At 70.7% G+C, this 25,901-nt stretch carries 27 protein-coding genes; 12 read left to right on the top strand and 15 right to left on the bottom strand.

Going from position 1 to position 25,901, the window contains the following annotated elements:
• Positions 1-169 precede the first annotated feature (169 nt).
• Complete coding sequence (locus H288_RS0125045) at positions 170-388, top strand: hypothetical protein (protein WP_020095325.1); 219 nt, start codon at positions 170-172, stop codon at positions 386-388.
• Between the two features lie 152 nt (positions 389-540).
• Positions 541-714 carry a hypothetical protein gene (locus tag H288_RS0125040; protein WP_020095324.1) on the top strand — a complete coding sequence of 58 codons (174 nt, stop codon included), beginning with the start codon at positions 541-543 and terminating at the stop codon, positions 712-714.
• A gap of 60 nt (positions 715-774) precedes the next feature.
• On the opposite strand, the gene lpdA is transcribed toward H288_RS0125040, so the two are convergent.
• The 8 genes from lpdA to H288_RS0125000 form a co-directional block, all read right to left on the bottom strand.
• Positions 775-2,214 carry a dihydrolipoyl dehydrogenase gene (lpdA, locus tag H288_RS0125035; RefSeq protein WP_020095323.1) on the bottom strand — a complete coding sequence of 480 codons (1,440 nt, stop codon included), beginning with the start codon at positions 2,212-2,214 and terminating at the stop codon, positions 775-777.
• 55 nt (positions 2,215-2,269) lie between these two features.
• Positions 2,270-2,518, bottom strand: a complete 249-nt coding sequence (locus tag H288_RS0125030; protein ID WP_026605272.1) for a hypothetical protein — start codon at positions 2,516-2,518, stop codon at positions 2,270-2,272.
• A 45-nt stretch (positions 2,519-2,563) separates the two neighbouring features.
• Positions 2,564-3,997, bottom strand: a complete 1,434-nt coding sequence (locus H288_RS0125025) for a pyruvate dehydrogenase complex dihydrolipoamide acetyltransferase (protein ID WP_020095321.1) — start codon at positions 3,995-3,997, stop codon at positions 2,564-2,566.
• 4 nt (positions 3,998-4,001) lie between these two features.
• Positions 4,002-4,190: a hypothetical protein gene (locus H288_RS0125020; RefSeq protein WP_020095320.1), complete on the bottom strand. Its 189-nt coding sequence runs from the start codon at positions 4,188-4,190 to the stop codon at positions 4,002-4,004.
• Positions 4,191-4,205: 15 nt separating this feature from the next.
• Positions 4,206-4,493: a DUF5076 domain-containing protein gene (locus tag H288_RS0125015; protein WP_020095319.1), complete on the bottom strand. Its 288-nt coding sequence runs from the start codon at positions 4,491-4,493 to the stop codon at positions 4,206-4,208.
• Between the two features lie 59 nt (positions 4,494-4,552).
• Positions 4,553-5,995 (bottom strand): pyruvate dehydrogenase complex E1 component subunit beta, encoded by a 1,443-nt coding sequence (locus H288_RS0125010; RefSeq protein ID WP_020095318.1) that lies wholly within the window; start codon positions 5,993-5,995, stop codon positions 4,553-4,555.
• Positions 5,996-6,050: 55 nt separating this feature from the next.
• Positions 6,051-7,136: a pyruvate dehydrogenase (acetyl-transferring) E1 component subunit alpha gene (gene pdhA / locus H288_RS0125005; protein WP_020095317.1), complete on the bottom strand. Its 1,086-nt coding sequence runs from the start codon at positions 7,134-7,136 to the stop codon at positions 6,051-6,053.
• A gap of 171 nt (positions 7,137-7,307) precedes the next feature.
• Entirely contained in the window at positions 7,308-7,619 is a 312-nt protein-coding gene (locus H288_RS0125000) for a septum formation initiator family protein (RefSeq protein ID WP_012317989.1), read from the bottom strand.
• A 112-nt stretch (positions 7,620-7,731) separates the two neighbouring features.
• Here H288_RS0125000 and H288_RS0124995 point away from each other — a divergent pair, with 112 nt between their 5' ends.
• Complete coding sequence (locus H288_RS0124995; protein WP_020095315.1) at positions 7,732-8,934, top strand: adenylate/guanylate cyclase domain-containing protein; 1,203 nt, start codon at positions 7,732-7,734, stop codon at positions 8,932-8,934.
• A gap of 69 nt (positions 8,935-9,003) precedes the next feature.
• Here the strand turns inward: H288_RS0124995 and H288_RS34220 are convergent, their stop codons facing one another.
• Together H288_RS34220 and eno are read right to left on the bottom strand one after the other, a co-directional pair.
• A complete protein-coding gene (locus H288_RS34220; protein ID WP_280806666.1) occupies positions 9,004-9,300 on the bottom strand; it encodes a DUF3574 domain-containing protein in 297 nt (98 codons plus the stop codon).
• A 104-nt stretch (positions 9,301-9,404) separates the two neighbouring features.
• On the bottom strand, positions 9,405-10,694 hold the full coding sequence (gene eno / locus H288_RS0124985) for a phosphopyruvate hydratase (RefSeq protein ID WP_012317987.1): 1,290 nt from the start codon (positions 10,692-10,694) through the stop codon (positions 9,405-9,407).
• A 196-nt stretch (positions 10,695-10,890) separates the two neighbouring features.
• On the opposite strand from eno, the gene queF reads away from it, so the two are divergent.
• Positions 10,891-11,343, top strand: a complete 453-nt coding sequence (gene queF / locus H288_RS0124980) for a preQ(1) synthase (RefSeq protein WP_020095313.1) — start codon at positions 10,891-10,893, stop codon at positions 11,341-11,343.
• A 64-nt stretch (positions 11,344-11,407) separates the two neighbouring features.
• On the opposite strand, the gene H288_RS0124975 is transcribed toward queF, so the two are convergent.
• Positions 11,408-11,746: a hypothetical protein gene (locus H288_RS0124975; protein ID WP_012317985.1), complete on the bottom strand. Its 339-nt coding sequence runs from the start codon at positions 11,744-11,746 to the stop codon at positions 11,408-11,410.
• Between the two features lie 316 nt (positions 11,747-12,062).
• On the opposite strand from H288_RS0124975, the gene H288_RS0124970 reads away from it, so the two are divergent.
• Entirely contained in the window at positions 12,063-12,737 is a 675-nt protein-coding gene (locus H288_RS0124970) for a methyltransferase domain-containing protein (RefSeq protein ID WP_020095312.1), read from the top strand.
• A 5-nt stretch (positions 12,738-12,742) separates the two neighbouring features.
• Here the strand turns inward: H288_RS0124970 and kdsA are convergent, their stop codons facing one another.
• Positions 12,743-13,597 (bottom strand): 3-deoxy-8-phosphooctulonate synthase, encoded by an 855-nt coding sequence (kdsA, locus tag H288_RS0124965; protein WP_020095311.1) that lies wholly within the window; start codon positions 13,595-13,597, stop codon positions 12,743-12,745.
• A gap of 10 nt (positions 13,598-13,607) precedes the next feature.
• Complete coding sequence (locus tag H288_RS0124960; RefSeq protein ID WP_020095310.1) at positions 13,608-14,096, bottom strand: hypothetical protein; 489 nt, start codon at positions 14,094-14,096, stop codon at positions 13,608-13,610.
• A gap of 181 nt (positions 14,097-14,277) precedes the next feature.
• Here H288_RS0124960 and H288_RS0124955 point away from each other — a divergent pair, with 181 nt between their 5' ends.
• The gene (locus H288_RS0124955; RefSeq protein WP_020095309.1) at positions 14,278-15,288 is read left to right on the top strand and encodes an alpha/beta hydrolase; all 1,011 of its coding nucleotides are present in this window, start codon (positions 14,278-14,280) and stop codon (positions 15,286-15,288) included.
• A gap of 75 nt (positions 15,289-15,363) precedes the next feature.
• On the opposite strand, the gene H288_RS0124950 is transcribed toward H288_RS0124955, so the two are convergent.
• The gene (locus H288_RS0124950; protein ID WP_020095308.1) at positions 15,364-16,539 is read right to left on the bottom strand and encodes an amidinotransferase; all 1,176 of its coding nucleotides are present in this window, start codon (positions 16,537-16,539) and stop codon (positions 15,364-15,366) included.
• Positions 16,540-16,749: 210 nt separating this feature from the next.
• Between H288_RS0124950 and H288_RS0124945 the strand changes: the two genes are divergently transcribed.
• From H288_RS0124945 to H288_RS0124920, 6 genes are all read left to right on the top strand, one after another.
• Complete coding sequence (locus H288_RS0124945) at positions 16,750-17,862, top strand: flippase-like domain-containing protein (protein WP_020095307.1); 1,113 nt, start codon at positions 16,750-16,752, stop codon at positions 17,860-17,862.
• Positions 17,853-18,476, top strand: coding sequence for an ABC transporter substrate-binding protein (locus H288_RS0124940; RefSeq protein ID WP_020095306.1), 624 nt, complete (start codon positions 17,853-17,855; stop codon positions 18,474-18,476). The genes H288_RS0124945 and H288_RS0124940 overlap by 10 nt, the downstream gene beginning before the upstream one ends.
• A gap of 86 nt (positions 18,477-18,562) precedes the next feature.
• On the top strand, positions 18,563-19,771 hold the full coding sequence (gene hpnI, locus H288_RS0124935) for a bacteriohopanetetrol glucosamine biosynthesis glycosyltransferase HpnI (protein ID WP_020095305.1): 1,209 nt from the start codon (positions 18,563-18,565) through the stop codon (positions 19,769-19,771).
• Between the two features lie 57 nt (positions 19,772-19,828).
• Positions 19,829-21,262, top strand: coding sequence for a hopanoid biosynthesis associated radical SAM protein HpnJ (gene hpnJ / locus H288_RS0124930; protein WP_020095304.1), 1,434 nt, complete (start codon positions 19,829-19,831; stop codon positions 21,260-21,262).
• Between the two features lie 121 nt (positions 21,263-21,383).
• Positions 21,384-22,226, top strand: coding sequence for a hopanoid biosynthesis-associated protein HpnK (gene hpnK, locus H288_RS0124925; protein WP_020095303.1), 843 nt, complete (start codon positions 21,384-21,386; stop codon positions 22,224-22,226).
• A 32-nt stretch (positions 22,227-22,258) separates the two neighbouring features.
• On the top strand, positions 22,259-23,134 hold the full coding sequence (locus tag H288_RS0124920) for a bifunctional helix-turn-helix transcriptional regulator/GNAT family N-acetyltransferase (RefSeq protein WP_020095302.1): 876 nt from the start codon (positions 22,259-22,261) through the stop codon (positions 23,132-23,134).
• Positions 23,135-23,179: 45 nt separating this feature from the next.
• Here the strand turns inward: H288_RS0124920 and H288_RS0124915 are convergent, their stop codons facing one another.
• Positions 23,180-25,846: an MMPL family transporter gene (locus H288_RS0124915; RefSeq protein WP_026605271.1), complete on the bottom strand. Its 2,667-nt coding sequence runs from the start codon at positions 25,844-25,846 to the stop codon at positions 23,180-23,182.
• Positions 25,847-25,901 lie beyond the last annotated feature (55 nt).

Below are 25,901 nucleotides of genomic sequence, written 5' to 3'. Positions count from 1 at the left end.
TTTCGACCCGCGCGCATCCCGCCGATCCACATGCGCAAGCGGAGCCATTCGCCGCCCCGCCGCTTATACCCAGCGACAACTTGGCAGGAACGCTGGGGGGCGGCATCGCCATGGCAACAGAGATCACGCGCGCACCGGTGCGCCGCCCGCACGGCGGCAGGGCCTCGCCGTGAGCGCCCGCGACCGCGCTTCGGGCGACGCGGCGACCGAGGTCACCTTCCGGGGGCGCGGGCTGGCGCTGCGCACCGGCTCGCGCCTGATCCTGCTCGTCTGCCCGCTCTGCTCGCAGCGCAACGCGCGGCGGGGCGCCGAACGCGGCATCTGCGAGTGGTGCGCCTATGTGCCGTCGCCGGACCAGGCCGAGCCCGTGGATCGCGGGTGCTCCTGAGGCTCTGTCGCGTAAGACGCCGAAATCACGATCTGGGATTGATTCTCAGCTAGTAACTATCTCCGGTTGCATATTGTGGCGCTGGTCCTCACACTCCCGCCGGGGGCCTGATGGGAGGGCACATGCAACCGTCCGAATGCTGCATCTTTCGGATGACCATCGCCTCCGTGATCGGCAGCTGCGTCACGCTCCTGCTCGTCCGGGGGCTCGATCCGCTCGTCGCCCTGCTGCTGATCCCGATCGGCGGCAGCGTGGCGACGGTTCTGGTGATCCTGCTGTTCCAGGCCGTGAGCCTGACGCTCGCGGCGCGGACCGGTCCGCACTGACCGGCCGGTGGCGGCGCGGCTCGGATCCCTGTCCGACCCGCGCGCCGCGTCGGCCTCCGATCAGGTGTGGATCACCTTGCCGTAGGCGTCGAGCACGCTCTCGTGCATCATCTCGCTGAGCGTCGGGTGCGGGAACACCGTGTGCATCAGCTCCTCCTCGGTGCTCTCGAGGTTCATCGCCACCACGTAGCCCTGGATCAGCTCGGTCACCTCGGCCCCGACCATGTGGGCGCCGAGCAGCTGGCCGGTCTTGGCGTCGAACACGGTCTTGATCAGGCCGTCCGGCTCGCCGAGCGCGATCGCCTTGCCGTTGCCCGCGAAGGGGAACCGGCCGACCTTCACCGAGAAGCCCTGCTCCTTGGCCTTCGCCTCGGTGAGCCCGACGCTGGCGATCTGCGGCTGGCAGTAGGTGCAGCCCGGGATCTTGGCCTTGTCCATCGGGTGGGTGTGCAGGCCCTTGATGGTCTCGATGCAGATGACGCCCTCGTGCTCGGCCTTGTGGGCGAGCATCGGCGGCCCGGCGACGTCGCCGATCGCGTAGAGGCCGGGCACGTTGGTGCGGCCGAGCCCGTCCGTCACCACGATCCCGCGGTCGATCTTCACCCCGAGCTTCTCGAGACCGATATTCTCGATGTTGCCGACGACGCCCACCGCCGAGATCAGCTTCTCCGCGGTGATCTGCTGGGTCTTGCCGTCGCCGCCCTCGATGGTGGCCGTGACAGAATCGGCGCCCTTCTCGACCTTGGTCACCTTGGCGCCGGTGAGGATCTTGATGCCCTGCTTCTCGAAGCGCTTGCGGGCGAGGCCGGCGATCTCGGCATCCTCCACGGGCAGGATCTGCGGCAGCAGCTCCACCACGGTCACCTCGGCGCCCATGGTGCGGTAGAACGAGGCGAACTCGATGCCGATGGCGCCCGAGCCCATCACCAGCAGGCTCTTGGGCATCGCCTCGGGGACCATGGCCTCGTAGTAGGTCCAGATCAGCTTCTTGTCGGGCTCGATCCCCGGGATCGCGCGCGGACGCGCGCCGGTCGCCACGATGATGTGCTTGGCCTGGTAGGTGCCGGCGCCCTTGGCGCCCTTCGGCGCCTCGGCGCGCTTGGTCTCCTTCACGGTGACCTTGCCGGGCTGGTTGCCCTGCGCGGCGCTGTCGACCGAGGCCTCGCCCCAGATCACGTCGACCTTGTTCTTCTTGAGCAGCATACCGACGCCGCCGTTGAGGCGGGCCGAGACGCCGCGGGACCGCTTCACGATCGCGGCGGTGTCGAACCCGACCTTCTCCGCGGTCAGGCCGTAATCGCCAGGATGCTGGAAGTAATGGAAGATCTCGGCCGAGCGGAGCAGCGCCTTGGTGGGGATGCAGCCCCAGTTCAGGCAGATGCCGCCCAGGTGCTCGCGGTCGACCACGGCGGTCTTGAAGCCGAGTTGCGCCGCGCGGATCGCCGTGACGTAGCCGCCGGGCCCGGCGCCGATGATGAGGACGTCGTAGGTGTCGGACATCGTGTCTCAGCTCTCCGCTGTGGCGCGCGCGACTGCACCGTCGTTGACGCGGCGATCAGGACGAGGTCTCCAGCGCGCTCAGCCGCTGCTCCATGGCCTTGATCGTCTTCTTGATCGATTGGAGATCCGCCTTCGCCTGCGTGCCGAGGCCGGTTTCGTAGGCGACGTAGATCTCCAATTCCTCGAGCTTCTCGGTATGACCCGTCAGGGTCGTCTTGATCGCTGCGACATCGCGCTTCACCTCGGCGATGTCGCTCTGCATCCGTTGAAGGACTGGCAGGACCAGATCGGTGACTTCGGACACGCGACTCTCCGTTGATCGCTCAGGCGATCATAACAGAGTCGCGCCTCACACCAGCATGCCCATCGGGTTCTCGATCAGCCCCTTGAAGGCCGAGACCAGCTCCGCACCCAGCGCCCCGTCGAGCACCCGGTGGTCGCACGACAGGGTGCACGTCATGACCTGGACCACGGCCGGCGCCCCGTCCTTCACGACCACGCGCTTCTCGCCCGCGCCCACCGCCAGGATGCTCGATTGCGGCGGGTTGATCACCGCGGTGAAGTGCTTGATGCCGAACATGCCGAGGTTCGACACCGAGGTGACGCCACCCTGGTACTCCTCGGGCTTCAGCTTCTTGGCGCGGGCGCGGGCCGCGAAATCCTTCATCTCGTTGGAGATGGTCGAGAGCGTCTTCTCGTCCGCCCGGCGGATCACCGGGGTGAACAGGCCGCCGTCGATCGCCACCGCGACGCCGACCTCGGCGTGCCTGAAGCGCAGGATCCGGTCCTCGGCCCAGACCGCGTTGGCGGCCGGAACGCGGGTCAGCGCGAGGCCCATCGCCTTGATGACGAAGTCGTTCACCGAGAGCTTGAAGGCGGGCTTGCCGTCCTTGTCCTTGCCGGCCGAGCCGTTCAGCGTCTCGCGCAGCTTCATCAGCGCGTCGAGCTCGCAATCCACCGTCAGGTAGAAGTGCGGGGCGACCTGCATCGCCTCAGTGAGGCGCTTGGCGATGGTCTTGCGCATGCCGTCGAGGGGCACCTCCTCGTAGGCATCCTTGGCGAAGAAGCCCTTGACCTGATCGGTCGTGAGCCCGGCCGGCGCGCCGCCCGCGGGGGCGGCCTTCGGGGCCGGTGCGGCCGCCTTCGGCGCCTCGGCGGCGGCCTGCGCGGCGGCGGGTGCCTTGGTGGAGCCGGAGGCCTTCGCGGCCTGGACGTCGCGGGCGATGATGCGGCCGTGCGGCCCGCTGCCCTGGACGGCGCCGAGGTCGACACCCTCCTGCTTGGCGATCCGCCGCGCCAGCGGCGAGGCGAAGACGCGGCCGCCCGGGCCGGCCTGCGCGCCACCCTGCGGAGCGCCGCTCGGCTGTGCGCCCTCCGGTGCGGCGTTCACCCGCTCGTACGACATGTGGCCGCCGCCGGGCGTGGTGTTCTGGCCGGCCGCAGAGGCGTCGGCCTTCGGCTCGGGCTTGGACTCGGCCTTGGCCTCGCCGTTCGAGGCGGCCTTCGGCGCGCCGCCGGCCTGCACGCTCGACGGGTCCTCGCCCTCGGCGGCGATGATGGCGATCAAATCGTTGACCGGCACGTCCGCCGTGCCCTCGGGCACGAGGATCTTGGCGAGCACGCCCTCGTCGATGGCCTCCACCTCCATAGTGGCCTTGTCGGTCTCGATCTCGGCCAGCACGTCGCCGGACTTGATCGGGTCGCCCTCCTTCTTCAGCCACTTGGCGAGGTTGCCCTTCTCCATGGTCGGGGAGAGCGCGGGCATCAGCACGTTGATCGGCATGGCATCAGGTCTCGGGCAAGGCCGGGGCGGCCGGATCGTCGAAGGGGAAGAGGTCGTCGAGGGGGAAAGGGACGGCGTCGTAAGGCGGCCGCGGACGCGGGTCCGGCGCCCCGTCGACCTTCGCGGCGACGCGATGCGCGAGGACGGCCTCCAGATCCGCGTAGGTCGCCTGCCGGACGGCCGCCTCAGCCATGGTCGGCCGCCATCATCAGTTGAGACCGCCGGGGTCGAGCCCCTCGGCCTCCCAACCGGCGCGGATGCGCTCGACCGCCTCGTCCTCCGACATGTCGGTCTCCAGCGCGTAGGCGCGGGCGGCCTGACGGGCGAGGTCGGCCAGCAGCCGGCCCCAGGTCGCCGGATCGTCGAAGGAGCGGCGCAGGGCGACGCTCACCGCGCCGTCGACCACGGCCGCGCGCAGCACCTCGATGCCGCCCTGCTCCAGGGCGTCGGGCGGGATGGCGAGTTCGGCGAAGTCGGTGCTCGGATCCTGGCTCATGGCGCGCCGGCTGTTCCTCGATCTGGCCGGGGCGGGCGACGGCGTCGCCCGCGCGCCCGTCACTTGTAGCAGACGCTCTTGGCGGCCTCGACGACCTCCGCCACCGTCGGCAGCGCCAGCTTCTCGAGGTTGGCCGCGTAGGGCATCGGCACGTCCTTGCCGGTGATGCGCAGAACCGGCGCGTCCAGGAAGTCGAAAGCGTCGACCATCAGGCGGGCCACGATCTCGGCGCCGATGCCGGATTGCGGGAAGCCCTCCTCCACGGTGATGCAGCGGCCGGTCTTCTTGACCGATTCCACCACCGTCGCGCTGTCCATCGGGCGGATCGTGCGCAGGTCGATCACCTCGGCCTCGATGCCCTGCTCGGCCAGCGCCTGCGCGGCCTTGAGGGCGTAGGTCATGCCGATCGCGAAGGACACGATGGTCACGTCGCTGCCGGTGCGGTGGATCTTCGCCTTGCCGATCGGCAGCACGAAGTCGTCGAGCTTCGGCACCGGGAAGGACTGCCCGTACAGGATCTCGTTCTCGAGGAAGATCACCGGGTTCGGGTCGCGGATCGCGGCCTTGAGCAGGCCCTTCGCGTCGGATGCCGTGTAGGGTGCGATCACCTTCAGGCCCGGCACGTTGGAGTACCACGCGGAATAGTCGTGGCTGTGCTGGGCGGCGACGCGGGCGGCGGCGCCGTTGGGCCCGCGGAACACGATCGGGCAGCCGAGCTGGCCGCCGGACATGTAAAGGGTCTTGGCCGCCGAGTTGATGATATGGTCGATCGCCTGCATGGCGAAGTTGAAGGTCATGAACTCGACGATCGGCTTCAGGCCGGCGAGCGCCGCGCCGACGCCGATGCCCGCGAAACCGTGCTCGGTGATCGGGGTGTCGACGACGCGCTTCGGCCCGAACTCCTGCAGCAGGTTCTGGGTGACCTTGTAGGCGCCCTGGTACTCGGCGACCTCCTCGCCCATGACGAAGACGTCGCCGTCGCGGCGCATCTCCTCGGCCATGGCGTCGCGCAGGGCCTCGCGGACGGTCTGGGTGACCATCGGCGTGTCGGCCGGGAACTCCTCCATCACCGGCTCTTGGGCCTTGTTGGTGATGACGGCCGGCGCGGCCGGCGCCTTCGGGGCGTCGTCGCCGGTCTTGGCCGCGGGGGCCGGCCTGTCGGCCATGCCCTCGGCCTGCATGTCGGGCGCCGGGGCCGGATGGCCGCCCGCGCCGTTGGGCTTGGCGCCGCCGCCGGACTGGACGCTCGCCGGATCCTCACCCTCGCCGGCGATGACGGCGATCGGCGTGTTGACCGCGACACCCTCGGTGCCCTCGGCGATCAGGATCTTGGCGAGGATGCCCTCGTCGATGGCCTCCACCTCCATGGTGGCCTTGTCGGTCTCGATCTCGGCCAGCACGTCGCCGGACTTGATCGGGTCGCCCTCCTTCTTCAGCCACTTGGCGAGCTTGCCCTCCTCCATGGTGGGCGAGAGGGCGGGCATCAGGATGTCGGTCGCCATGCTCAGCTCTGCGGTCGTCTTTTCGTTAGGGGGCGGCCAGCTTTGTCGTGCGCGCTCAGGCGTGCGCTTCGAGCAGGATGTCGGTCCAGAGCTCGGACGGATCCGGCTCGGGGTCGTTGGTGGCGAACTCGGCCGAGGCGTTGACGACCTCGCGGACCTTGGCGTCGGTGGCCTTCAGCTCGGCCTCGGGCACGGCGTGCAGCTCGAGCAGGCGCTTGCGCACCATCTCGATCGGGTCGTGCTCGTCGCGCATCTTCGAGACCTCGTCCTTGGTCCGGTACTTGGCCGGATCGGACATGGAGTGGCCGCGATAGCGGTAGGTCTGCATCTCCAGGATGTAGGGGCCCTGGCCGGTGCGGGCGTGCTCGATCGCCCGGGTCGCGGCCTCGCGCACCGTGCGGACGTCCATGCCGTCGACCTGCTCGCCGGGGATGCCGAAGGAGAGGCCGCGCTTCGAGAAGTCCGTCTGCGCCGAGGCCCGGGCCACCGAGGTGCCCATGGCGTACCGGTTGTTCTCGATCACGTAGACGACCGGCAGCTTCCAGAGGGCCGCCATGTTGAAGCTCTCGTAGACCTGGCCCTGGTTGGCGGCGCCGTCGCCCATGTAGGTCAGGCTGACCTTGCCGTTCTCCCGGTAATGGTCGGCGAAGGCGAGGCCGGTGCCGAGCGAGACCTGCGCGCCGACGATGCCGTGGCCGCCGAAGAACTGCTTCTCGCGGCTGAACATGTGCATCGAGCCGCCCTTGCCGCGGCTGTAGCCGCCGCGGCGGCCGGTCAGCTCGGCCATGACGCCCTTCGGGTCCATGCCGCAGGCGAGCATGTGGCCGTGGTCGCGGTAGCCGGTGATGACCTGGTCGCCCTCGACCGAGGCCATCTGCATGCCGATCACCACGGCCTCCTGGCCGATGTAGAGGTGGCAGAAGCCGCCGATCAGGCCCATGCCGTAGAGCTGGCCGGCCTTCTCCTCGAAGCGCCGGATCAGCAGCATCTCGTGATAGGCGTGGAGATCCTCGTCCCGCGTGAACTGGGGCATGTTCGGCGCGGGGCGATGCGCCTCGGCGGCCTGAGGGCTCGCGGCCTGCACCGGCGCGGACGACGCGTCCTTGGCGGGCTCTTTGGCAGGCTCCTTGGCGGCGTCCATCGGCGCTCTCCCCGTGATTCCACGCGACTTCGTGGGGGTGTAGGACAGCGACGATTGGAAAGCGAGGGCTGCCGCTCTGACAGGAAGCCGCTCTTGTCAGAGGACTTTCGGGACTAGGGAAAACGATCCCCTGGACTTCCGCGGGACGATCGCGGGACCTCCGCGGACCTGTCAGGGCGTGATGATGACCACGTCGTTGGCGTGGACCCGGCCCAGGACGATCCGGGCGCGCTCCTCCAAGAGGTCGCGGTCGATCTGGTCGCTCTTGAGCAGGTTCACCCGGTGCTCCCAGACGGCGCGCTCGGCCTTCACGGCGGCGAGTTCCTGGCTGAGGCCGTAGGCGCGGATCTTCAGGGCCTTCTTGGCCTCGAGGCCACGGTTGCCACTCTCGGCCTGCCACACGAAATAGCCGACCACGAGCGCCGACAGGGTCCAGAGACCCAGCGGCAACACGACCATTCTGACTCGGCGGCGCACGACCATGGCGCGACCCTCGCGCGGAAAGGTTAACGGTTCTTTTCGACCGCGCCGCGGTCGGGGCAGGACCGCGACAGGGCCGGACCGCGGCCGGGACGAACAGGGGCGAGCCTGAGGCATGGACCTGACGCATCTGGGACGCTGGATCGCCGCGCACGCCACGGCGACCGACGACCACGACACCCTGCTCTCGGGCTTCTGCGAGTCGCTGGTCGAGGCCGGCCTGCCGGTCTGGCGGGTCAGCGTCATGGCGCCGGCCCTGGACCCGACGCTGCGCGGCGTCAGCCTGAACTGGCACGCGGGCGAGGGCATGTCGTACGTCGCCAACGCCCACGGCGCCGACGAGGAGAGCGACTGGCTCCTGAGCCCCGTCTACGCCCTCGTGGAGACGGGCGAGACCTTCGGCCGCTGGCGCCTCGACGCGCCCGGGCTGGCCGTCGACTTTCCGGTCCTGAAGGCCCTCGGGGCGCAGGGCGGCGTCGACTACGTGCTGCACATCGCCGAGTTCGCTCCCGGCACCGCGCTGCGGGGCATCGCGGTCTCGTTCTGCACCCGCGCCGCCGCCGGCTTCACCGAGGCGGACCTCGCCGCGATCGCCGGTGTCCTGCCGTTCCTGACGCTGGCGATGGCCAAGATGGGCCTCGCCCACACGTTCCGGGAAGTCTCGGCCACCTATCTCGGCCGGTCGACCGCCGAGCGCATCCTCGACGGGCAGATCCGGAGGGGCGAGGGGCGGGCCGTGCCGGCGGCGATCCTGCTGACCGACCTGCGCGGCTTCACGGCCCTGGCCGACCGGGTGGATCCGGCCGACATGGTCACGTGGCTCAACGAGCATTTCGACGCCCTCGGCGACCCGGTGGCGCGGCACGGCGGCGAGATCCTGAAGTTCCTCGGCGACGGCTTCCTGGCGATCTTCCCGGTCCCGGACGCCGACACCCTCCCCTGCCCGGTCTGCGGGGCCGCCCTCGACGCCGCGATCGAGGGGCTCGCCGCCAACGCGGCGCTCAATGCCCGCCGCCGCGCCGCGGGGCTGCCGGAGCTGCCGGCCGAGGGCGTCGTGCATTTCGGGACGGTGATGTACGGCAATGTCGGGACCGAGCGGCGCCTCGACTTCACGATCATCGGACGGGCGGTCAACGAGGCGAGCCGGATCGAGAGCCAGTGCGCCGCCCTCGGCCACGACCTCCTCGTGTCGGACTCCTTCGCCGAGCGGTGCGCCCGGCGGCTGGACCCGGTCGGGACGATCGAGTTGCGGGGCCTGTCGCGGCCGATGCGGGTCTGGACCGTGCCGGGGGAGCCGTCCGGTGCGGCGATGACCTGAGGCGAGCGCCGTGTTCCGGGCTCGCCTGCGGCGCACCGGAACAAAGTGGGAGGCGCCGCGCCGACGTTGTCAGAACAGCGCGCAGCTCCGCTGGAGCACCAGCCCGACCGCGCCCTGCACGAAGCGGCGCCGGTAGGCCTCCCGGATCTCACGCAGGGTCGCGACCGCCTCGGGCGTCGGTTCGGTGACGATCAGGACGATGCGGGCGGCCTCGCGGACGATGCGTCCGTCCGGCCCGCGCCACTGGCCCCGGCCGGCGAACACGGTCAGCCCGTCCGGGAACCGCGGGGTGATCCACTCGGCCAGGAACCGGTCGAAGGCCGCCCCCGAGACGCGGCCGCCGTCCGGCCGCGACAGGCCGAACAGCAGCTGCGCGCTGAGCGTCGGGCGGGCACCGTCACAGAGCGGGTCCGCGCGGGCGGGGCCGACCGCCCCGATACCGAGCAGGCCGGCCAGCAGGATCTTACCGATCAGCGGCGGGCGAGCTGCTTGAGCGCCGACGGGCCGGCGTAGAGTGCCTGCGGGCCCAGGCCCTCCTCGATGCGGATCAGCTGGTTGTACTTGGCCAGTCTGTCCGAGCGGGCGAGCGAGCCGGTCTTGATCTGCCCGCAATTGGTGGCGACCGCGAGGTCCGCGATGGTCGAGTCCTCGGTCTCGCCCGAGCGGTGCGACATCACCGCGGTGTAGCCGGCGCGCTGGGCCATATCGACCGCCGCCAGGGTCTCGGTGAGCGAACCGATCTGGTTCACCTTGATCAGGATCGAGTTGGCCGTGCCCTCGGCGATGCCGCGGGACAGGCGCTCGACGTTGGTGACGAACAGGTCGTCGCCCACGAGCTGGCAGCGGTCGCCGATCTTGTCGGTCAGGAGCTTCCAGCCGGCCCAGTCATCCTCCGACATGCCGTCCTCGATCGAGACGATCGGGTAGGTGGCGACGAGCTGCGCGAGGTAGTCGACCTGCGCCTCGATGGTGCGGGTCTTGCCCTCGCCCTCGTACGCGTAGGCGCCGTCCTTGAAGAACTCGGTGGCGGCGCAGTCGAGGGCGAGCGCCATGTCCTGGCCCGGCTTGAAGCCGGCGGCGCTGATCGCGTCCATCACGAAATCGAGGGCGGCCTCGGCGGACGGCAGGTTCGGGGCGAAACCGCCCTCGTCGCCGACATTGGTGTTGTGACCGGCCTTCTTCAGCTTGCCCTTGAGGGTGTGGAACACCTCGGAGCCCATGCGCACGGCCTCGGCGAGCGAATCGGCGCCCACCGGCATGATCATGAATTCCTGGAAGTCGATCGGGTTGTCGGCGTGCGCGCCGCCGTTGATGATGTTCATCATCGGCACCGGCAGGACGCGGCCCTGCACGCCGCCGACGTAGCGGTAGAGCGGCAGGCCCGAGGCCTCGGCCGCGGCCTTGGCCACCGCCAGCGACACGCCGAGGATCGCGTTCGCGCCGAGGCGGGCCTTGTTGGGCGTGCCGTCGAGCTCGATCATCGCCTCGTCGACCGCGACCTGGTCCTCGGCCTCCATGCCGCCGATCGCGTCGAGGATCTCGGTCTGGGCCGCCTCGACCGCCTTCAGCACGCCCTTGCCGAGGAAGCGGTTCTTGTCGCCGTCGCGCAGCTCCACCGCTTCGTGGGCGCCGGTGGAGGCTCCCGACGGCACCGCGGCGCGGCCGAAGGAGCCGTCCTCCAGGATGACGTCGACCTCGACCGTGGGGTTGCCGCGGCTGTCGAGGATCTCGCGGGCGCTGATATTGGTGATCGCGGTCATGGAACGTCCTCTCGCGGGGGCCGCGGGTCGGCGACCGCGCCCAAATCAGGGGTGCGGCGCATCGCGGCGGCTTATCCGTCAAGCCGCGGCCGGCGGCAAGCGCCGGGACGGTGACGGCGCACAGCCGGGTCCGCCCGGGAAAGCCTCGCGGATCAGGCGGATGCGCGCGGCGCCGGCAGGCTCTATATGGCCGGCCATGACCTCTCCCGACGATCTCCAGCTCGGCCAGCCGACGCCCCTTCCCACCTCGCCCGAGGAGGCGCGGCTCGACCGGGTCCCGAACCCGCACGCGGACACCGACTACGTCGCCCGGTTCACCGCGCCGGAATTCACCTCGATCTGCCCGGTCACCGGGCAGCCGGATTTCGCGATCCTAGTGATCGACTACGTGCCCGGTGACTGGCTGGTGGAGTCGAAGTCGCTGAAGCTCTACCTGGGGTCGTTCCGCAACCACGGAGCATTCCACGAGGATTGCACGGTGGCGATCGGCAAGCGGCTCCGCGACCTGCTGGAACCGCGCTACCTGCGAATCGGCGGGTTCTGGTATCCCCGCGGCGGAATCCCGATCGACGTCTTCTGGCAGACGGGCGAACTGCCGAAGAACGCGTGGCTGCCGGACCCGGGCGTGCCGCCCTATCGCGGACGCTGACCGAACCAACGAAAAGGGCGACCGGCTCGCGCCGGTCGCCCCCGATCCTGCAGGATCTCCGATCTCAGTAGCCGTAGCCGTAGTAGCCGTAGCCCGGAGCGGCGTAGCCGTAGCCGCCGTAGACCGGGGCGTAGCCGTAGCCGTAGGACGGGGCGTAACCGTAGCCGCCGCCGTAGTAGCTGTCGCGGGCCGCACCCGCGGCGATCGCACCGGCCGCGAGGCCGGCGATGCCGAGGCCGATGGCGGCGCCGGTGCCGATGCCGCGACGGCCGCGGTAGTAGCCGTGGCCGTAGCCGCCGTAGCCACCGTGGTAGCCGTAAGGCCGCGCCTCGGCGCTCGTGGTGACGGCAACACTGCCGAGAGCCATGGCGGCGGCAGTGGCGATGATACCGATCTTGCGCATAGTGTTCCTTCTCGATCCCTGATCGAACATGCCCAATAACGTGGCCGCATCCGGACAGTTCCAGATTTCACGCCGGACTTGCGTGCGGATCCGCACCCAGTCGGGATTATGAACCGTTGTTCAGCGTCGCCGCCGCTTCGATGAGTGCGGTCAAGCTTGGGTGTCTCTCTTCCGGAACCGCTCGAACTCTTGCGGCGAGTCTTCGGGAGCACCTGAAACGCCGCGGCGGGCCGGCGCGGCGGACGACCGGTCCCGGAGATGGAAATCCGCCCCGCCGCGGGTCGGGCGTGCTACGGATCGGCCGGGAGGACCGACGATGGATGCCCTGACCCTGATCCGCGAGAGCCTCGCGCCGCTGGCCGGCAAGCGGGTCGTCGATATCGGGTGCGGCGCCGGGACGCTCGCGCGGCGGCTGGTCGACGCGGGCGCGCGGGTCACCGGGATCGATCCCGGCGCCGCGGCGCTCGCCCGGGCGCGGGCCGCCGTGCCGGAGGCGCGCTTCGAGGCCGCGACCGGCGAGGCCCTGCCCTTCCCGGACGCCAGCTTCGACGGCGCCGTGATGCTGAATTCCCTCCACCACGTCCCGGACCCGGCGGCGGCCCTCGCCGAGGCGGCCCGCGTCCTGGCCCCGGGCGGGCTGCTCGTCGTGGTGGAGCCCCTGGCGGAGGGCAGCTTCTTCGACGCGCTGCGGCCGATCGAGGACGAGACCGCGATCCGCGCCGCCGCCCAGAACGCCATCGCGGCCGCCCTCGCCCGCGGCGCCTACACGTGCCGCCGCGACGCGACGATCGCGCGGCGCGAGCGCTTCGACTCGCTCGACGCCTTCCTCGCCCGCGTCAGCGCCGTGGACCCGGCCCGCGAGGCGACCATCCGGGACCGGCGCTCCGTGGTCGAGGAGGCCTTCCTGAAGGCCGCCGCGCGCGAGGCCGACGGGCAGTTCGGCCTCGTCCAGCCCCTGCGGATCCACGTCCTGGAGCCGGCGGCCGCCTGAGCCGGTCAGGCGGCCCGGCGCTTGGCGAGGCGGTCGAAGGCGAGGAGTTCCTCGAGCAGGGCCGGCATGTCCTTCAGCGCCACCATGTTGGGGCCGTCGGAGGGCGCCCGGTCGGGGTCGGGATGGGTCTCGATGAACACCCCCGCCACGCCCACCGCCACGGCGGCGCGGGCGAGGACGGCGACGAATTCCCGCTGTCCGCCGGAACTCGCCCCCTGCCCGCCGGGCTGCTGCACCGAGTGGGTGGCGTCGAACACCACCGGCGCGCCCTGCGTGACCTGCGCCATGATCGGCAGGCTGCGCATGTCCGACACCAGCGTGTTGTAGCCGAACGAGGCGCCGCGCTCGGTGACGATGACGTTGGGGTTGCCCGCCTCCGTCACCTTGGCGGCGACGTGCTTCATGTCCCAGGGCGCCAGGAACTGGCCCTTCTTGATGTTGACCGCCCGGCCGGTCGCGGCGGCGGCCAGCAGCAGGTCGGTCTGGCGGCACAGGAAGGCGGGGATCTGGAGCACGTCCACCGCCTCGGCGGCGGGGGCGCACTGCTCGGCGGCGTGCACGTCGGTCAGCACCGGCAGCCCGAGGGTCTCGCGGATCTCGGCGAAGACCGGGAGCGCCCCGTCGAGGCCGATGCCCCGGGCGGCGCTGCCCGAGGTGCGGTTGGCCTTGTCGAAGGAGGTCTTGAACACGAGGCCGACGCCCAGACCCGCGGCCATCTCCTTGAGGGCGGCGGCGATCTCCAGGGCGTGCTGGCGCCCCTCGAGCTGGCACGGGCCGGCGATCAGCGTCAGCGGCAGATGGTTGGCGAAGCGCGCGTCGCCGACTTGGACGACGGGGCCGGGTGTCTCGATCTTCGACATGCCGGCCGGTCTAGCCCGCGCGGCGGATCCGCGAAAGCCCGGGCCGGGGCGCGACCCGACAGACCGTGCGGTCGTCTCGGAGGGCGTCCGCGCGCGGGCCGGTCTCGCACAGCATCAGGATCCGGCCGGCGCCACCCCGGCGCGGGGCATCGGCCAGCAGGCTGGCCTGGTGGAGGTTGAGCGCCAGCACCTCGACCGCGGCGGCGTCCGCCCCGGCGAGCGCCTGCGCGGCGCGGCCGATCAGGACGAAGTAGGCCGGCGCCGGCTCGCGCTCGCGGGAGGCCACGGTGATCCGAGCGGGGGCGCGACAATCGAGGCTCAGCCGCTCGGCATCCTGCGCCCGGAACACCGCGACGGGGCCGGCCCGGCCGGCCAGGGAGGCGCCGGTGGTGCGGATCACCCGCGCGGCGAGGACGTCGCAGGCATCCGCCGCCCGGGCCGGGGCCGGCCCGAGGAGGAGCGCGCCGGCGAGGGCGGTCAGGGTGGTGAGGCGCAGCATCGGGACATCCGCGGCGGGAGACGGTCGCGCCCGGCATATAGCGCGCCCGGGAGATAGCGCGCCCTGCGGCGGGCGCGAAGCCGCGCCGCTCCGCGGGACGTGGACAGGGACACCCGGATGACCGATCTGAGCGGGCGGCGCGGCGCCGCACGCCGCTCGCAGATCAGGCTCCGACGCGGCCATGCTCCGAACCCTCCTCGCTTCCGTCCTGCTGGCCCTGGTGCCGGCCGGGCACGCTTCCGCAGAGCCGCCCCAGCAGCCGACCTACGGGCCCGAACTCGAGGGCTTCGCCTACCCGTTCCCGGTGGAGCGGTTCCCGTTCACGTCGCAGCGCCAGCCGCTGCAGATGGCCTATCTCGACGTCCGCCCGGCGACGCCGAACGGCCGGACCGCCGTGCTCCTGCACGGCAAGAATTTCTGCGCCGCCACCTGGGAGAGCCAGATCCGGGCACTCAGCGCCGCGGGGTACCGGGTCATCGCGCCGGACCAGATCGGCTTCTGCAAGTCGAGCAAGCCGGCGGCCTACCAGTTCACCTTCCGGCAGCTCGCCGAGAACACCCGCGCGCTCCTGGAAAAGCTCGGGATCGAGCGGCCGATCCTGGTCGGCCACTCGACGGGCGGCATGCTGGCGGCTCACTACGCCCTGCTCTACCCCAAGGCGGTGGAGCAACTCGTGCTGGTCAACCCGATCGGCCTGGAGGACTGGGCCGCCAAGGGCGTGCCGCCGACCTCGGTGGAGCAGTGGTACCAGCGCGAGCTGAAGGTGACGGCGGCCTCGATCCGGGCCTACGAGACGGCGACCTACTATGCCGGCGCCTGGGAGCCCCGCTACGAGCCCTGGGTCACGATGCTCGCGGGCCTCAACAACGGCCCCGGCAAGGAGGCGGTCGCCTGGGACTCGGCCCTGCTCTACGACATGATCCTCACCCAGCCGGTGGTCTACCGGTTCCCGCAGATCGCGGTGCCGACGCTGCTCCTGATCGGTCAGAAGGACAACACGGCGATCGGCAAGGACCTCGCGCCGCCGGAGGTGCGGGCGAGCCTCGGCAACTATCCCGAGCTCGGCAAGGCGGCCGCCAGGGCCATCCCGGGCGCGCGGCTCGTGGAGTTCCCGGATCTCGGTCACGCGCCGCAGATGTCGGACCCGGAGGGGTTCAATGCGGCGCTGATCGCCGGGATCGCGGCGCGCTAGGCGCCGCGCGCCGTCCTCCGTCGTCCCGGGGCGCTCGCAGCGCCCCGGGACGACGGCGTGCCCGGCGCCTTGATCCTAGAAGTAGGACTTCAGCACGCCCCGGCGGCGGACGTCGAGGGTCGCGCAGTGGAACGAGCCGCCGAACGGGCCGTAGCTGAGGAACGGCGCCGGGATCGGGTCGAAGCCCCAGTCCTTCAGGGCCTTGATCAGCGTCGGCTGGCTCTGGTCGACGACGATCTTCTTCTCGGTGATCGCCAGGACGTTGATCGAGGTCCAGGGCGAGCACATCGAGATCTTGCTCATGAAGCCCTCGACCGGGTCGGGGCGCGGGGCGACCAGCACGTCCCACTTCTTGAGCACGGCCGGGAGCTTCTCGACGTCGACGTAGTCCGGGTTCACCAGAACCTTGCCGGGGGCGAGCGGCATGAACGACGAGTCGATGTGCATCGGCTGCGGGCAGCGGCTCTCGATCTCGTGGATGCGGAAGCCCGGGCCGAGGTGGCGGCGCAGCCACTCGATGCCCATCAGGTTGGTCACGTTCGAACGGGTCACGAACAGGTCGCGGCCGCAGCGGACGAAGTCGGCGGCGTCGAAGACCGGCTCGAACTCGTTGACCGTGAACTGCATGGGCTCGCCGGCCTTCAGGTTCGGCACCCGGTAATCGTAGTTGTAGAGGTCGTCGGTCAGCTGCGGGCGCGGCGCGGAGGTCCAGCGGGCGCCGGCGCGGAAGTACTCCTTGAACAGCGACCGGTAAGCGTCGCCCTCGAAGTAGCGCGAGCGCCAGCACATCGGGCTCTCGATGATCTCGTCGCCGATGACGAGGTACGGATCGCGCGGGCAGGCGACGCAGAAGCCGCGGGAGGACCAGCGCGGCGCCTTGAACTTCTTCGAGAAGTCCACCGCGTCGGGACGGCGGACCTTCACGCCCTCGCCGGCCAGGATGGTGATGAAGTTGTCGAGCTCGGCCTGGGCGAGCTTCTTCATGAACTTCGGATATTTCCAGCCGCTCGCCAGCCGGTAGAACGGCTGCGCGGCGCGCGGCAGGTTGAAGATCACCGTCAGGTGGTGAGTCGGGATCGTGGCGCCGTCGAGCGAGCCGACGATGACCTCCTCCAGCGGATCCCACTCGTTCCAGGCCATCACCGGCGACTGGGGAGCCGGCACGCCCGGTCCGGTTCCGCCCGGAAAGCCGCCCGCATGCGTGTCGTCGGTCACGGCCTCCAGGGCCGTGATCGGTGATTCGCGCTCCATGACGTGTGCCCCTTCTGCGACGTGCCGCGGCCTTCTGCGCGGGCTTCTCCGCCCCGCCGCCGCTTTGGCCCTCGGTGTGTCAAACGGGTGATAGACACCGCTAATCCGTGCTGCAACGTGACAGAAACGTTCCCGGGCCGATGGACCTATTTCTGCCGCGACCGTGACCGATTTCCCGCATCAAGCCTTACGCGAGCTTGAAAGACGACAATGAAGCGCCTGACGACCTTGGCCTCGATCGCCGGTCTGTGCACGGTCGTCGGCCTGTTCATGTCCTCCGGCCTGGAGGATGTGTCGGCCGCCGTCGTGAGCGCCGGCTGGGGCGCCGCCCTGGTGGTGCTCGCGCGCTTCGTGGCCGTCGCCTGGGCGGGGCTCGGCTGGTACGTCGTGTTCCCCGCCGGCGCGACCAAGCTCGCCGACTGCATCTCGCTCCGCTTCGTCCGCGAGGGCATCAACACGCTGCTGCCCGTCGCCACCGTCGGCGGTGACTTCGTCGGCGCCCGCCTCCTGTCGAAGCGCCACGTTCCGGGCGCGCTCGCGGGCGCCAGCATGTTCGTCGACCTGATGACCCAGGCGCTGACGCAGCTCCTGTTCACGGTGGCCGGCCTCGCCCTGCTGGTCCTGATCGCCGGCGACGGACCGATCGCCCACACGGTCGAGGGCGGGCTGGCCCTGGCGGTCCCGGCGCTCGGCGCCTTCTACCTGATCCAGCGCAAGGCCGGTCACCGCCTGATCCAGGCGCTGCTCAGCCGCTTCGCCTCCGGGCGCGAGTGGCGGGCCTTCGGCGCCATCGACCAGCTCTACGACAGCCTGCGCCGGCTCTACGGCAACCACGGTCGCTTCGCGTTGGCCCTGGTGGTCCACCTCGCCGGCTGGGTGATCGGCACGCTCGAGGTCTATGTCTGCCTGCGGTTCATGGGCTACCCGATCGACTTCGCGCAGGCGCTCATGATCGAGAGCCTCGCCCAGGCGGTGCGCGGCGCGGCCTTCGCGGTGCCCGGCGCCCTGGGCGCGCAGGAGGGCGGACTGATCGCCCTGTGCGGCCTGTTCAATATCCCGGCCGAGGCGGCGCTCGCCCTGTCGCTGGTCAAGCGCTTCGCCGATCTCGGCGTCGGGCTCCCGAGCCTCCTGCTCTGGCACCGGATCGAGTCCAGGCTCCGGTCCGAGACGCCGGAGGAAGAGGAGCGCGAGCCTGCGCCGGAGGCCGGGCGCAAGGCCAAGAGGGTCGCGCAGCCCGCCACCCTCGGCCCGTTCTACAGCTACGCTCCGCCGCGCATGGGGGCGCGGCTCGGCGACGGCGAGGAGTTGAAGAAGTGCGCCTGACCCGCCGGCTCGCGGCCGCCCTCATCGCCGCTCCCTTGGCCCTGACCCTGCTCGTCCCGGCCCCGTCACGGGCCGCGGACGATCCGGCCGTTCAGACCGTGCGCGACCTCTACGCCGCCTTCTCGGCCGCGCTGAAGGACGGGCCCGGCCCGCTGCCGGCCCGGGTCGAGGCCGTCGGCCCCGCGCTCGACAAGGCGTTCGACTTTCCCGCCATGACCCGCATCGCGGTGGGCTCGAAATGGTCGAGCTTCACCCCGGAGCAGCAGGCGGCGGTCATCGACGCCTTCAAGCGCAGCCTGACCGTCACCTACGCGAACCGGCTGGCACGCGCCGCCGGCGGCAAGTTCGACGTGACCCCGAAGGTCGAGGAGCGGGGCGCCCAGCGCGTGGTGCCGACCCGCGTCACCGCCGCGGACGGCGACGATTCCGCCGTGGACTTCGTCGTCAACGCCGACAACCGCATCCAGGACGTCCTGCTCAACGGCGACGTCAGCGAGATCGCCGCGCAGCGGAACGCCCTGTCGGCGCCGCTGAAGTCCGGGGGCGCCGACGGCGTCGTGAAGTTCCTCCGGGCGCGGGCCGACGGCATGCTCGCGGCCAAGCCGACGCCCTGAGCGGCGCCGGCGCCTGCGCCGACCTGAACCGGCCGTTCGCGGCCATCGCCGCCTCGGCGGCCGGACGATCGCACGGATCCGACCGGATGGATGTCTCCTCCCTGGCGCTGCTCGGCCTCTCGTGGCTCTCGCTGCTCTGCCTGATCCTGGCGGCGGCGGGCTGCGTCTACGGGCTGGCCGCCGCCATGTGCGCGGGCCGCTACGCGGGCCGCCGCCCGCCGGTGCTGCCCGCCGGCGCGACGCGGCCCTCCGTGACCGTGCTGAAGCCGCTCTGCGGCCTCGAGCCCAATCTCTACGCGAATCTCGAGACCGTGCTGCGCCAGGACTACGCCGGGCCAGTCCAGGTCCTGTTCGGCGTCCAGAAGCCCACCGATCCCGCGATCGGCGTGGTCGAGCGCCTGCAGCAGGCCTATCCCGAGGCCCGCATCGACCTCGTGATCGACGGCCGGCAGCACGGATCGAACCGCAAGGTCTCGAACCTGATCAACATGGCCGAGGCCATCGCCCACGACGTGGTGGTGCTGGCCGACAGCGACATGGTGGTGGGGCCCGACTACCTCGAGCGCCTCGTCGCGGAGCTGTCCCAGGACGGCGTCACCGGCGTCACCTGCCTGTACCACGGGGTCCCGGCCTTCCGGGGCCTGTACGACCAGCTCTCGACGCTCGCGATCGACACCCACTTCCTGCCCAACGTCGTGATGGGCCTGAGCCTCGGTCTGGCGAAGCCCTGCTTCGGCTCTACCGTGGCCTTCACCCGGGCGAGCCTGGAGGCGGTCGGCGGCTTCCGCACCTTCCGCAACGATCTGGCGGACGATTACGCCATCGGCGCCGCCCTGCGCGGCCTCGGCGGCCGGGTGGTGATCCCGAGCTTCACGATCGGCCACACCAGCGTCGACACCGATCTCTCCGGCCTGTGGCGGCACGAGCTGCGCTGGAACCGGACGATCCGCACCGTCGACCCGGCGGGCTACGCCGGCTCGATCGTCACCCACGCCTTCCCGCTCGCGCTGCTGGGCGCGCTCCTGCCCGGCGCCGGCACCGGCGCCCTCTGGGTCGCCGCCGCGGCGCTGGCGAGCCGCGTGCTGCTCTGCCGGCAGCTGGAGCGGGCCTTCGGCCTCGCCCCGCACCCCTACGGACTGTTGCCGATCCGCGACATCCTCTCCTTCCTGAACTTCTCCTGGGCCTTCGTGTCGGGGGCGGTGACATGGAAAGGTCACGATTATCACGTGGTTGCGGATGGCACCCTGATCCCGGACGCCGAACTCGGCCGCGATGCCGGCGCGCCGCTCCGCTGAACCCGGCTCCCTCGTCCTCCGCCCCTCCCCCGGCATTGCCCTGAGGCCTTGAACCCCATGCGCACGCTCTTCCTCCAGGCCCCCACCTTCGACGGTTTCGACGGCGGTGCCGGCTCCCGTTACCAGGCCAAGCGCGAGATCAAGTCGTTCTGGTACCCGACCTGGCTGGCCCAGCCGGCCGCCCTGGTGCCGAACTCGAAGCTGATCGACGCGCCACCGCACAACATCAAGCTCGCCGAGATCGTGGCCCAGGCCAACGACTTCGACCTCGTCGTGCTCCACACCTCGGTGCCGTCGTTCAAGTCCGACGTGAAGACGATCGAGGCGCTCAAGGCCGCCAACCCGAAGCTCATCGCCGGCCTGATCGGCGCCAAGGTCGCGGTCGACGCCGCCGGCGCGATGGCCCAGGCCCCGGTGGTCGATTTCTGCGCCCGCAACGAGTTCGACTTCACCGTCAAGGAGGTCGCCGACGGCGTCCCGATGTCGGAGATCAAGGGGCTGTCCTATCGCGACGCCAACGGTGTCGTGGTCCACAACGAGGACCGCGAGATCATGACCGACATGGATCAGCTGCCCTTCGTCACCAGCGTCTACAAGCGCGACCTGGAAATGGAGAAGTACTTCATCGGGTACCTGAAGCACCCCTACATCTCGTTCTACTCGGGCCGGGGCTGCAAGAGCCGCTGCACCTTCTGCCTCTGGCCGCAGACGGTCGGCGGCCACACCTACCGCACCCGCTCGGTCGCCCACGTGATCGAGGAGATCAAGTACTGCCTGAAGGAGTTCCCGCAGACCAAGGAGTTCTTCTTCGACGACGACACCTTCACCGACAACCTGCCGCGCGCGGAGGAGATCGCCCGCGAACTCGGCAAGCTCGGCGTCACGTGGTCGTGCAACGCCAAGGCGAACGTGCCGCGCGAGACCCTGAAGGTGCTCAAAGAGAACGGCCTGCGCCTGCTGCTGGTCGGCTACGAGTCCGGCAACCAGCAGATCCTGCACAACATCAAGAAGGGCATGCGGGTCGAGGTCGCCGAGAAGTTCACCAAGGATTGCCACGACCTGGGCATCGCCATCCACGGCACCTTCATCCTCGGCCTGCCGGGCGAGACGAAGGAGACGATCCAGGAGACGATCAACTTCGCCAAGCGGATCAACCCGCACACGATCCAGGTCTCGCTGGCGGCGCCCTACCCGGGCACCTTCCTGTACAAGCAGGCGGTGGAGAACGGCTGGCTCGACATCGAGAACGCTGAGCTCGTCGACGAGAACGGCGTGCAGGTCGCGCCGCTGCACTACCCGCACCTCTCGCACACCGAGATCTTCACCTCGGTCGAGGAGTTCTACAAGAAGTTCTACTTCCGGGCGCCGAAGATCGCCTCGATCGTCAGCGAGATGGTGCGCTCGCCCGACATGATGAAGCGCCGCCTGCGCGAGGGCGTCGAGTTCTACCGCTTCCTCAAGGAGCGTCAGGGCACCGCCAAGGCGGCCTGAAGTCAGAGGTCCGGGGCCTGCGGTCCCGGCGGGGAGCGGGGCAGAGCCCCGCCCCTCTTCCAGGGCTCCGCCCTGGACCCGCGAGAGGGCGAGCCCTCTCGACACCCGTTACGAGGTTACCGTGAAGCGTCTGGTCGTCACCGCGGATGATTTCGGGCTGAGCCCCGAGGTCAACGAGGCCGTCGAGCAGGCCCATCGCGACGGGATCCTCACGGCGGCGAGCCTGATGGTCTCGGCGCCGGCCGCCGCCGACGCCGCGGCGCGGGCCCGGCGGATGCCGTCCCTGCGGGTCGGGCTGCACCTCGTCCTCGTGGAGGCGTGGCCGACCCTGCCGGCGGAACAGCTTCCCGACCTGACGGACGAGGCCGGCCTGATGCGGGCCGACATGGCCCGCCTCGGCCTCGACTTCGCCCGCAGGCCCGCGGCCCGGCGCCAGCTCGCCGCCGAGATCCGGGCTCAGTTCGAGGCCTACCGGGCCACCGGCCTGCCGCTGGACCACGTCAACGCCCACAAGCACTTCCACGTCCACCCGCTGATCGCCGGGGCAGTGCTGCGCGTCGGCCGCGACTTCGGGATGCGCGCCCTGCGGGTGCCGCGGGAGCCGCGCGAGATCCTGCGCCGCGCCGAGCTCGGCGCGCGGCCGCGAGCCGCCCTCGACATCGCGCCCTGGGCGGCGCTGCTCGCCGTCCGCGCCCGGCAGGCCGGGCTGCTGATCCCCGACCGCACCCTCGGCCTCGCGTGGTCCGGCGCCATGACGCCCGCCCGTGTCGCGGCCCTGCTGGCCGAACTTCCGGACGGCCTGACCGAGCTCTACACCCATCCGGCCACCGCCGGCGGCTTCCCCGGCGAGGCGCCGGGCTACCGCTACGCCGACGAGCGCGACGCCCTGACCGCCCCCGCATCCCGGTCGGCCGCCGACGCGTCGGGCGCCGTCCGCGGCGGGTTCTCCGACTTCCTCGGTTGACCCAGGTCGTTATCTGACTTTAGTCAGATAACATGGAGCCTGCCGAGATCGCCCGCGTCCGCCGCTTCGCCCGCGCGGTCACCGCCGAGGTCGGCGCGCTCGATTCCTCGTTCCTCGGTCGCGGCCGTCCCCTGGGCGCGGCGCGGGTCCTGAACGCCATCGGCGCGGGCCGCGCGGAGATCGGCGAGATCCGCGCCTATCTCGGTCTCGATTCCGGCCTGATGAGCCGTCTCCTGCGGAGCCTGGAGGAGGAGGGGCTGGTGGCAACCGCGCCGCATCCCGCGGATGCCCGCCGCCGGCTCGCCTCCCTGACCGAGGCCGGGCGGCGCGAGTTCGCGGCCTACGAGGCGCTGTCGGATGCCCGCGCCGTCGCCCTGCTGGAGCGCGCACCGCAGGTGGACGCGCTGCTGCACGCCATGGACCGGGTCGCCCTGGCCCTCGGCCGCGACGCCATCGCGATCCGGGAGGCCGACCCGACCGACGCGGGCGCCCGCGCCTGCCTCGCCGCCTACTACGCCGAGCTCGCGACCCGGTTTGCCGGCGGGTTCGACGTCGCCCTGTCGTGCGACCCGGAGGCCGCCGCCATGGTGCGGCCGCGCGGCGTGTTCCTGCTCGCGTGCGCCGACGGGCTGCCGGTCGGATGCGTCGGGCTCAAGAGAGGCGGCGGCGCGGTCGCGGAGATCAAGCGGCTCTGGGTCGATCCCGCGGCGCGCGGGCTGGGCCTCGCCAAGCGGCTGATGCGGGAGGCCGAGGCCGCCGCCTGCGACCTCGGGATCCGGACGCTGCGGCTCGACACCAACAGCGCCCTGCCCGAGGCCCTGGCGCTCTACCGGCGGTCGGGCTGGGTGGAGATCGACCGCTTCAACGACGATCCCTACCCGGACCACTTCTTCGAGAAGGCCCTCTGAGGCTCTCCGAAGCGCCGGCCGCGACCGGCCGGCGCTGCTCGGCTTCTACTTGGCGGGCACCGGATCCTGGTGCGGGGCGGACTTGCGCAGGGCCGCACCGGCCGCCTTCTCGGCTTCCGGACGATCCTCGTCGGGCTGCTCCGGCGGCTCGCCGAGGGTCGCCGGAACCACGAAGAACGCCGCCACCAGGGTGAAGAACAGCGACAGCGCCAGCAGCTTGCCCATGCTGGCCGTGCCCGGATGGCTCGACAAGACCAGCGACCCGAAGGCGCTGCCCGTGGTCAGCGCCGAGAAGAAGATCGCCCGGGTCAGGCTGGAGGCGAGCATGTCGGTCACGCCCGCCCGCCACGCGATCACGTAGTAGATGTGGAACGCCACGCCGACCGCGAGCATCAGCGGCAGGGCGATGATGTTGGCGAAGTTCAGCGGCATGCCGACGATGCGCATCGCCATCAGCGTCCAGAGCGTCGCGATCACCAGCGGGCCGAGGGTCATCGCCACGTCCCACGGCTTGCGCAGGGCGACCGAGAGGATGACGAAGATCAGCACGAAGGCCGTCACCGCCGCCTGCACGAAGGCGCCCAGGATCGTGTAGCTCGACTGCGTGGTGGCCACGGGCGCGCCGGTCGCGTGCGGGGCGACCTTCAGGACCTCGTCCGAGAACCGGCGGAGCACGGTGTCGTCGTTCGAGTCGCCCTTCGGGTGAACCTCGATGCGCGCCCGTCCGTCCGCCGCCACCCAGTCGGCCTTCAGCTGCGGCGGCAGGTTGTCCAGCGTGATCTTCTCGGGATGCAGCAGGTCGCGCAGGCGGGCGAGCAGCGGCACCAGATCCTTGGTGAGCGCCACCGAGGCCGCCTCGCGCATCTGCACCGGTCCGGCGGCGAGCTTGTCCAGGGTGCCGGCGAGCTGCTTGGCCTCCTGGGCGCCCTTCGCGTCGCCCTTGGCGTCGGCCGAGAGGCCGTTGAGCGCCGCGGCGGCGTCCTTGAGCGCCTTGACGTTGTCGGCGTCGGTCGGCGGCGGCGGGCGGCGGCCGGGGTTGAGCACCGGGTCGAGGAGCTGGGCCGTGTCGGCGATCTGGGCCAGCTTCTTGTCCTGATCCCGCGGCACGAAGGTGTCGATGCTGTTGACCGAGGCGGTGACCGGCAGGGCCAGGAGCGTCTTCGACAGCGACGGGACCTCCGCGACGCTGGGCGCCAGCACGTCGATGAAATTCGGGCTGGTCTCGGGATTCTTGATCAGGTCCAGGTAGGTCGCGATGGACTGCGTCTTGGCGCTGCGCAGGTGCATCGGGTTCGAGTCGAACGGCAGGTGCCAGAGCAGCGGCGCGCCGGCCAGGGTCACGAGGCCGACGCCGATCAGGATCGGCTTGCGGTGCCGGATGATCCAGGGGTCGACGCCGACGAGCCAGTCGGTCTGGACCGCGGCCTTCTCGCCCACCGGCTTGAACACCGCGATCAGGGCCGGCAGCAGGATCAGCGAGAACAGGAAGGCCACGATCATGCCGACGCCGGCGATCAGGCCCAGCTCCGACACGCCGCGGAAGGCCGTGGGCAGGAAGGCGAAGAAGCCCGCCACCAGCGACACCGCGGCGAGCGTCAGCGACCAGCCGACGCCCCGGGCGGCGGCGCGGATCGCGCTCTCCAGCGTCGGCTGCTCGTAGCGGTCGGCCCGGTAGCGCACCGAGAACTGGATGCCGAAATCGATGCCGAGCCCGACGAACAGGGCCGCGAAGGCCACCGAGATCGGGTTCAGCTCCTTGACCATGATGAGGCCCAGGGCGGCCGTGACCACGAGGCCCGCGAAGGTGGTGATGATCACCGCGCCGACGAGCTTGCCCGAGCGCAGGGCCAGCCACAGGAACAGCACGATCGCGCCGACGATGATGCTGTTGTTGAGGCCGGCATCCTCCGACAGCGTCGCGAACTCCTCGTCCGCCACCGCCACCGTGCCGGTCAGGCGCATCCGCAGGCCGTTCTGGGCGTCGATCCCGAGATCCTTGGCGACGTTGCGGATCAGCTTGGTCGCCTGGTAGCCGGGCTCCAGGGCGTTGAAGTCGAGGACCGGCTGGATCACCACGAACTTCATCTTGTCGGTGACGCTGGTCTCACCCCCCGACAGGAGTTCCTGCCAGGACATCCGCGCCCGCTGACCCGCCAGCACCTTCTGCAGGGTGGCGTCGATCTGCCCCATGGGCTTCTCGAGGTCCTCGATCTTGGCGTCGCCGGTCTTCACGCCGCGCGCGCCCAGCGTCAGCACCCGCATGATGCCCCGCAGCGACGGGTCGGCGGCGAGCGGGCCGAGCAGACCCTGCTGCTGGGTCAGCGCCTCCAGGGTCTTGTCGAGGTCCGCCTGCGACATCAGCAGCAGGCCGTTCTTGTTGAAGAACGGGCCGCCGTCGGGCCGGTAGACCGTCTCGATCAGGTTCTTGTGCGCCGTGAGCGCCTTGGCGAGGTTGGCGGCCGCCTCCTCGGTCTCCTCCGGCGTCTCGCCGTTGATGACCGCGACGATGGTGTTGCTGCGCTGCGGGAACGCCTTCTCGAAATTGATCTCGTCCTGCCGCCACGGCTCCTTCGGGTCGATCAGCCGCTCGACGTCGGTGTTGATTCGGAACAGGTGCGCCGCGACTCCGAGGCTCGCGACCGTGAGGAACGCCGTGAAGGCGATCACGATCCACCGATACCGCACCGAGAACGCGACGAGACTTTCGATCACGAGCACCCTGCCTGTTCGCATCGGACGCGCCCCGTGCGCGACCGGCTCCTGCCAT

Origin of the sequence: Methylobacterium sp. 285MFTsu5.1, from assembly GCF_000383455.1 — a bacterium.
Classification (GTDB): domain Bacteria; phylum Pseudomonadota; class Alphaproteobacteria; order Rhizobiales; family Beijerinckiaceae; genus Methylobacterium.
Note: the sequence above shows the minus strand (reverse complement) of the source record. Positions and strands in the feature narration are given on the sequence as shown.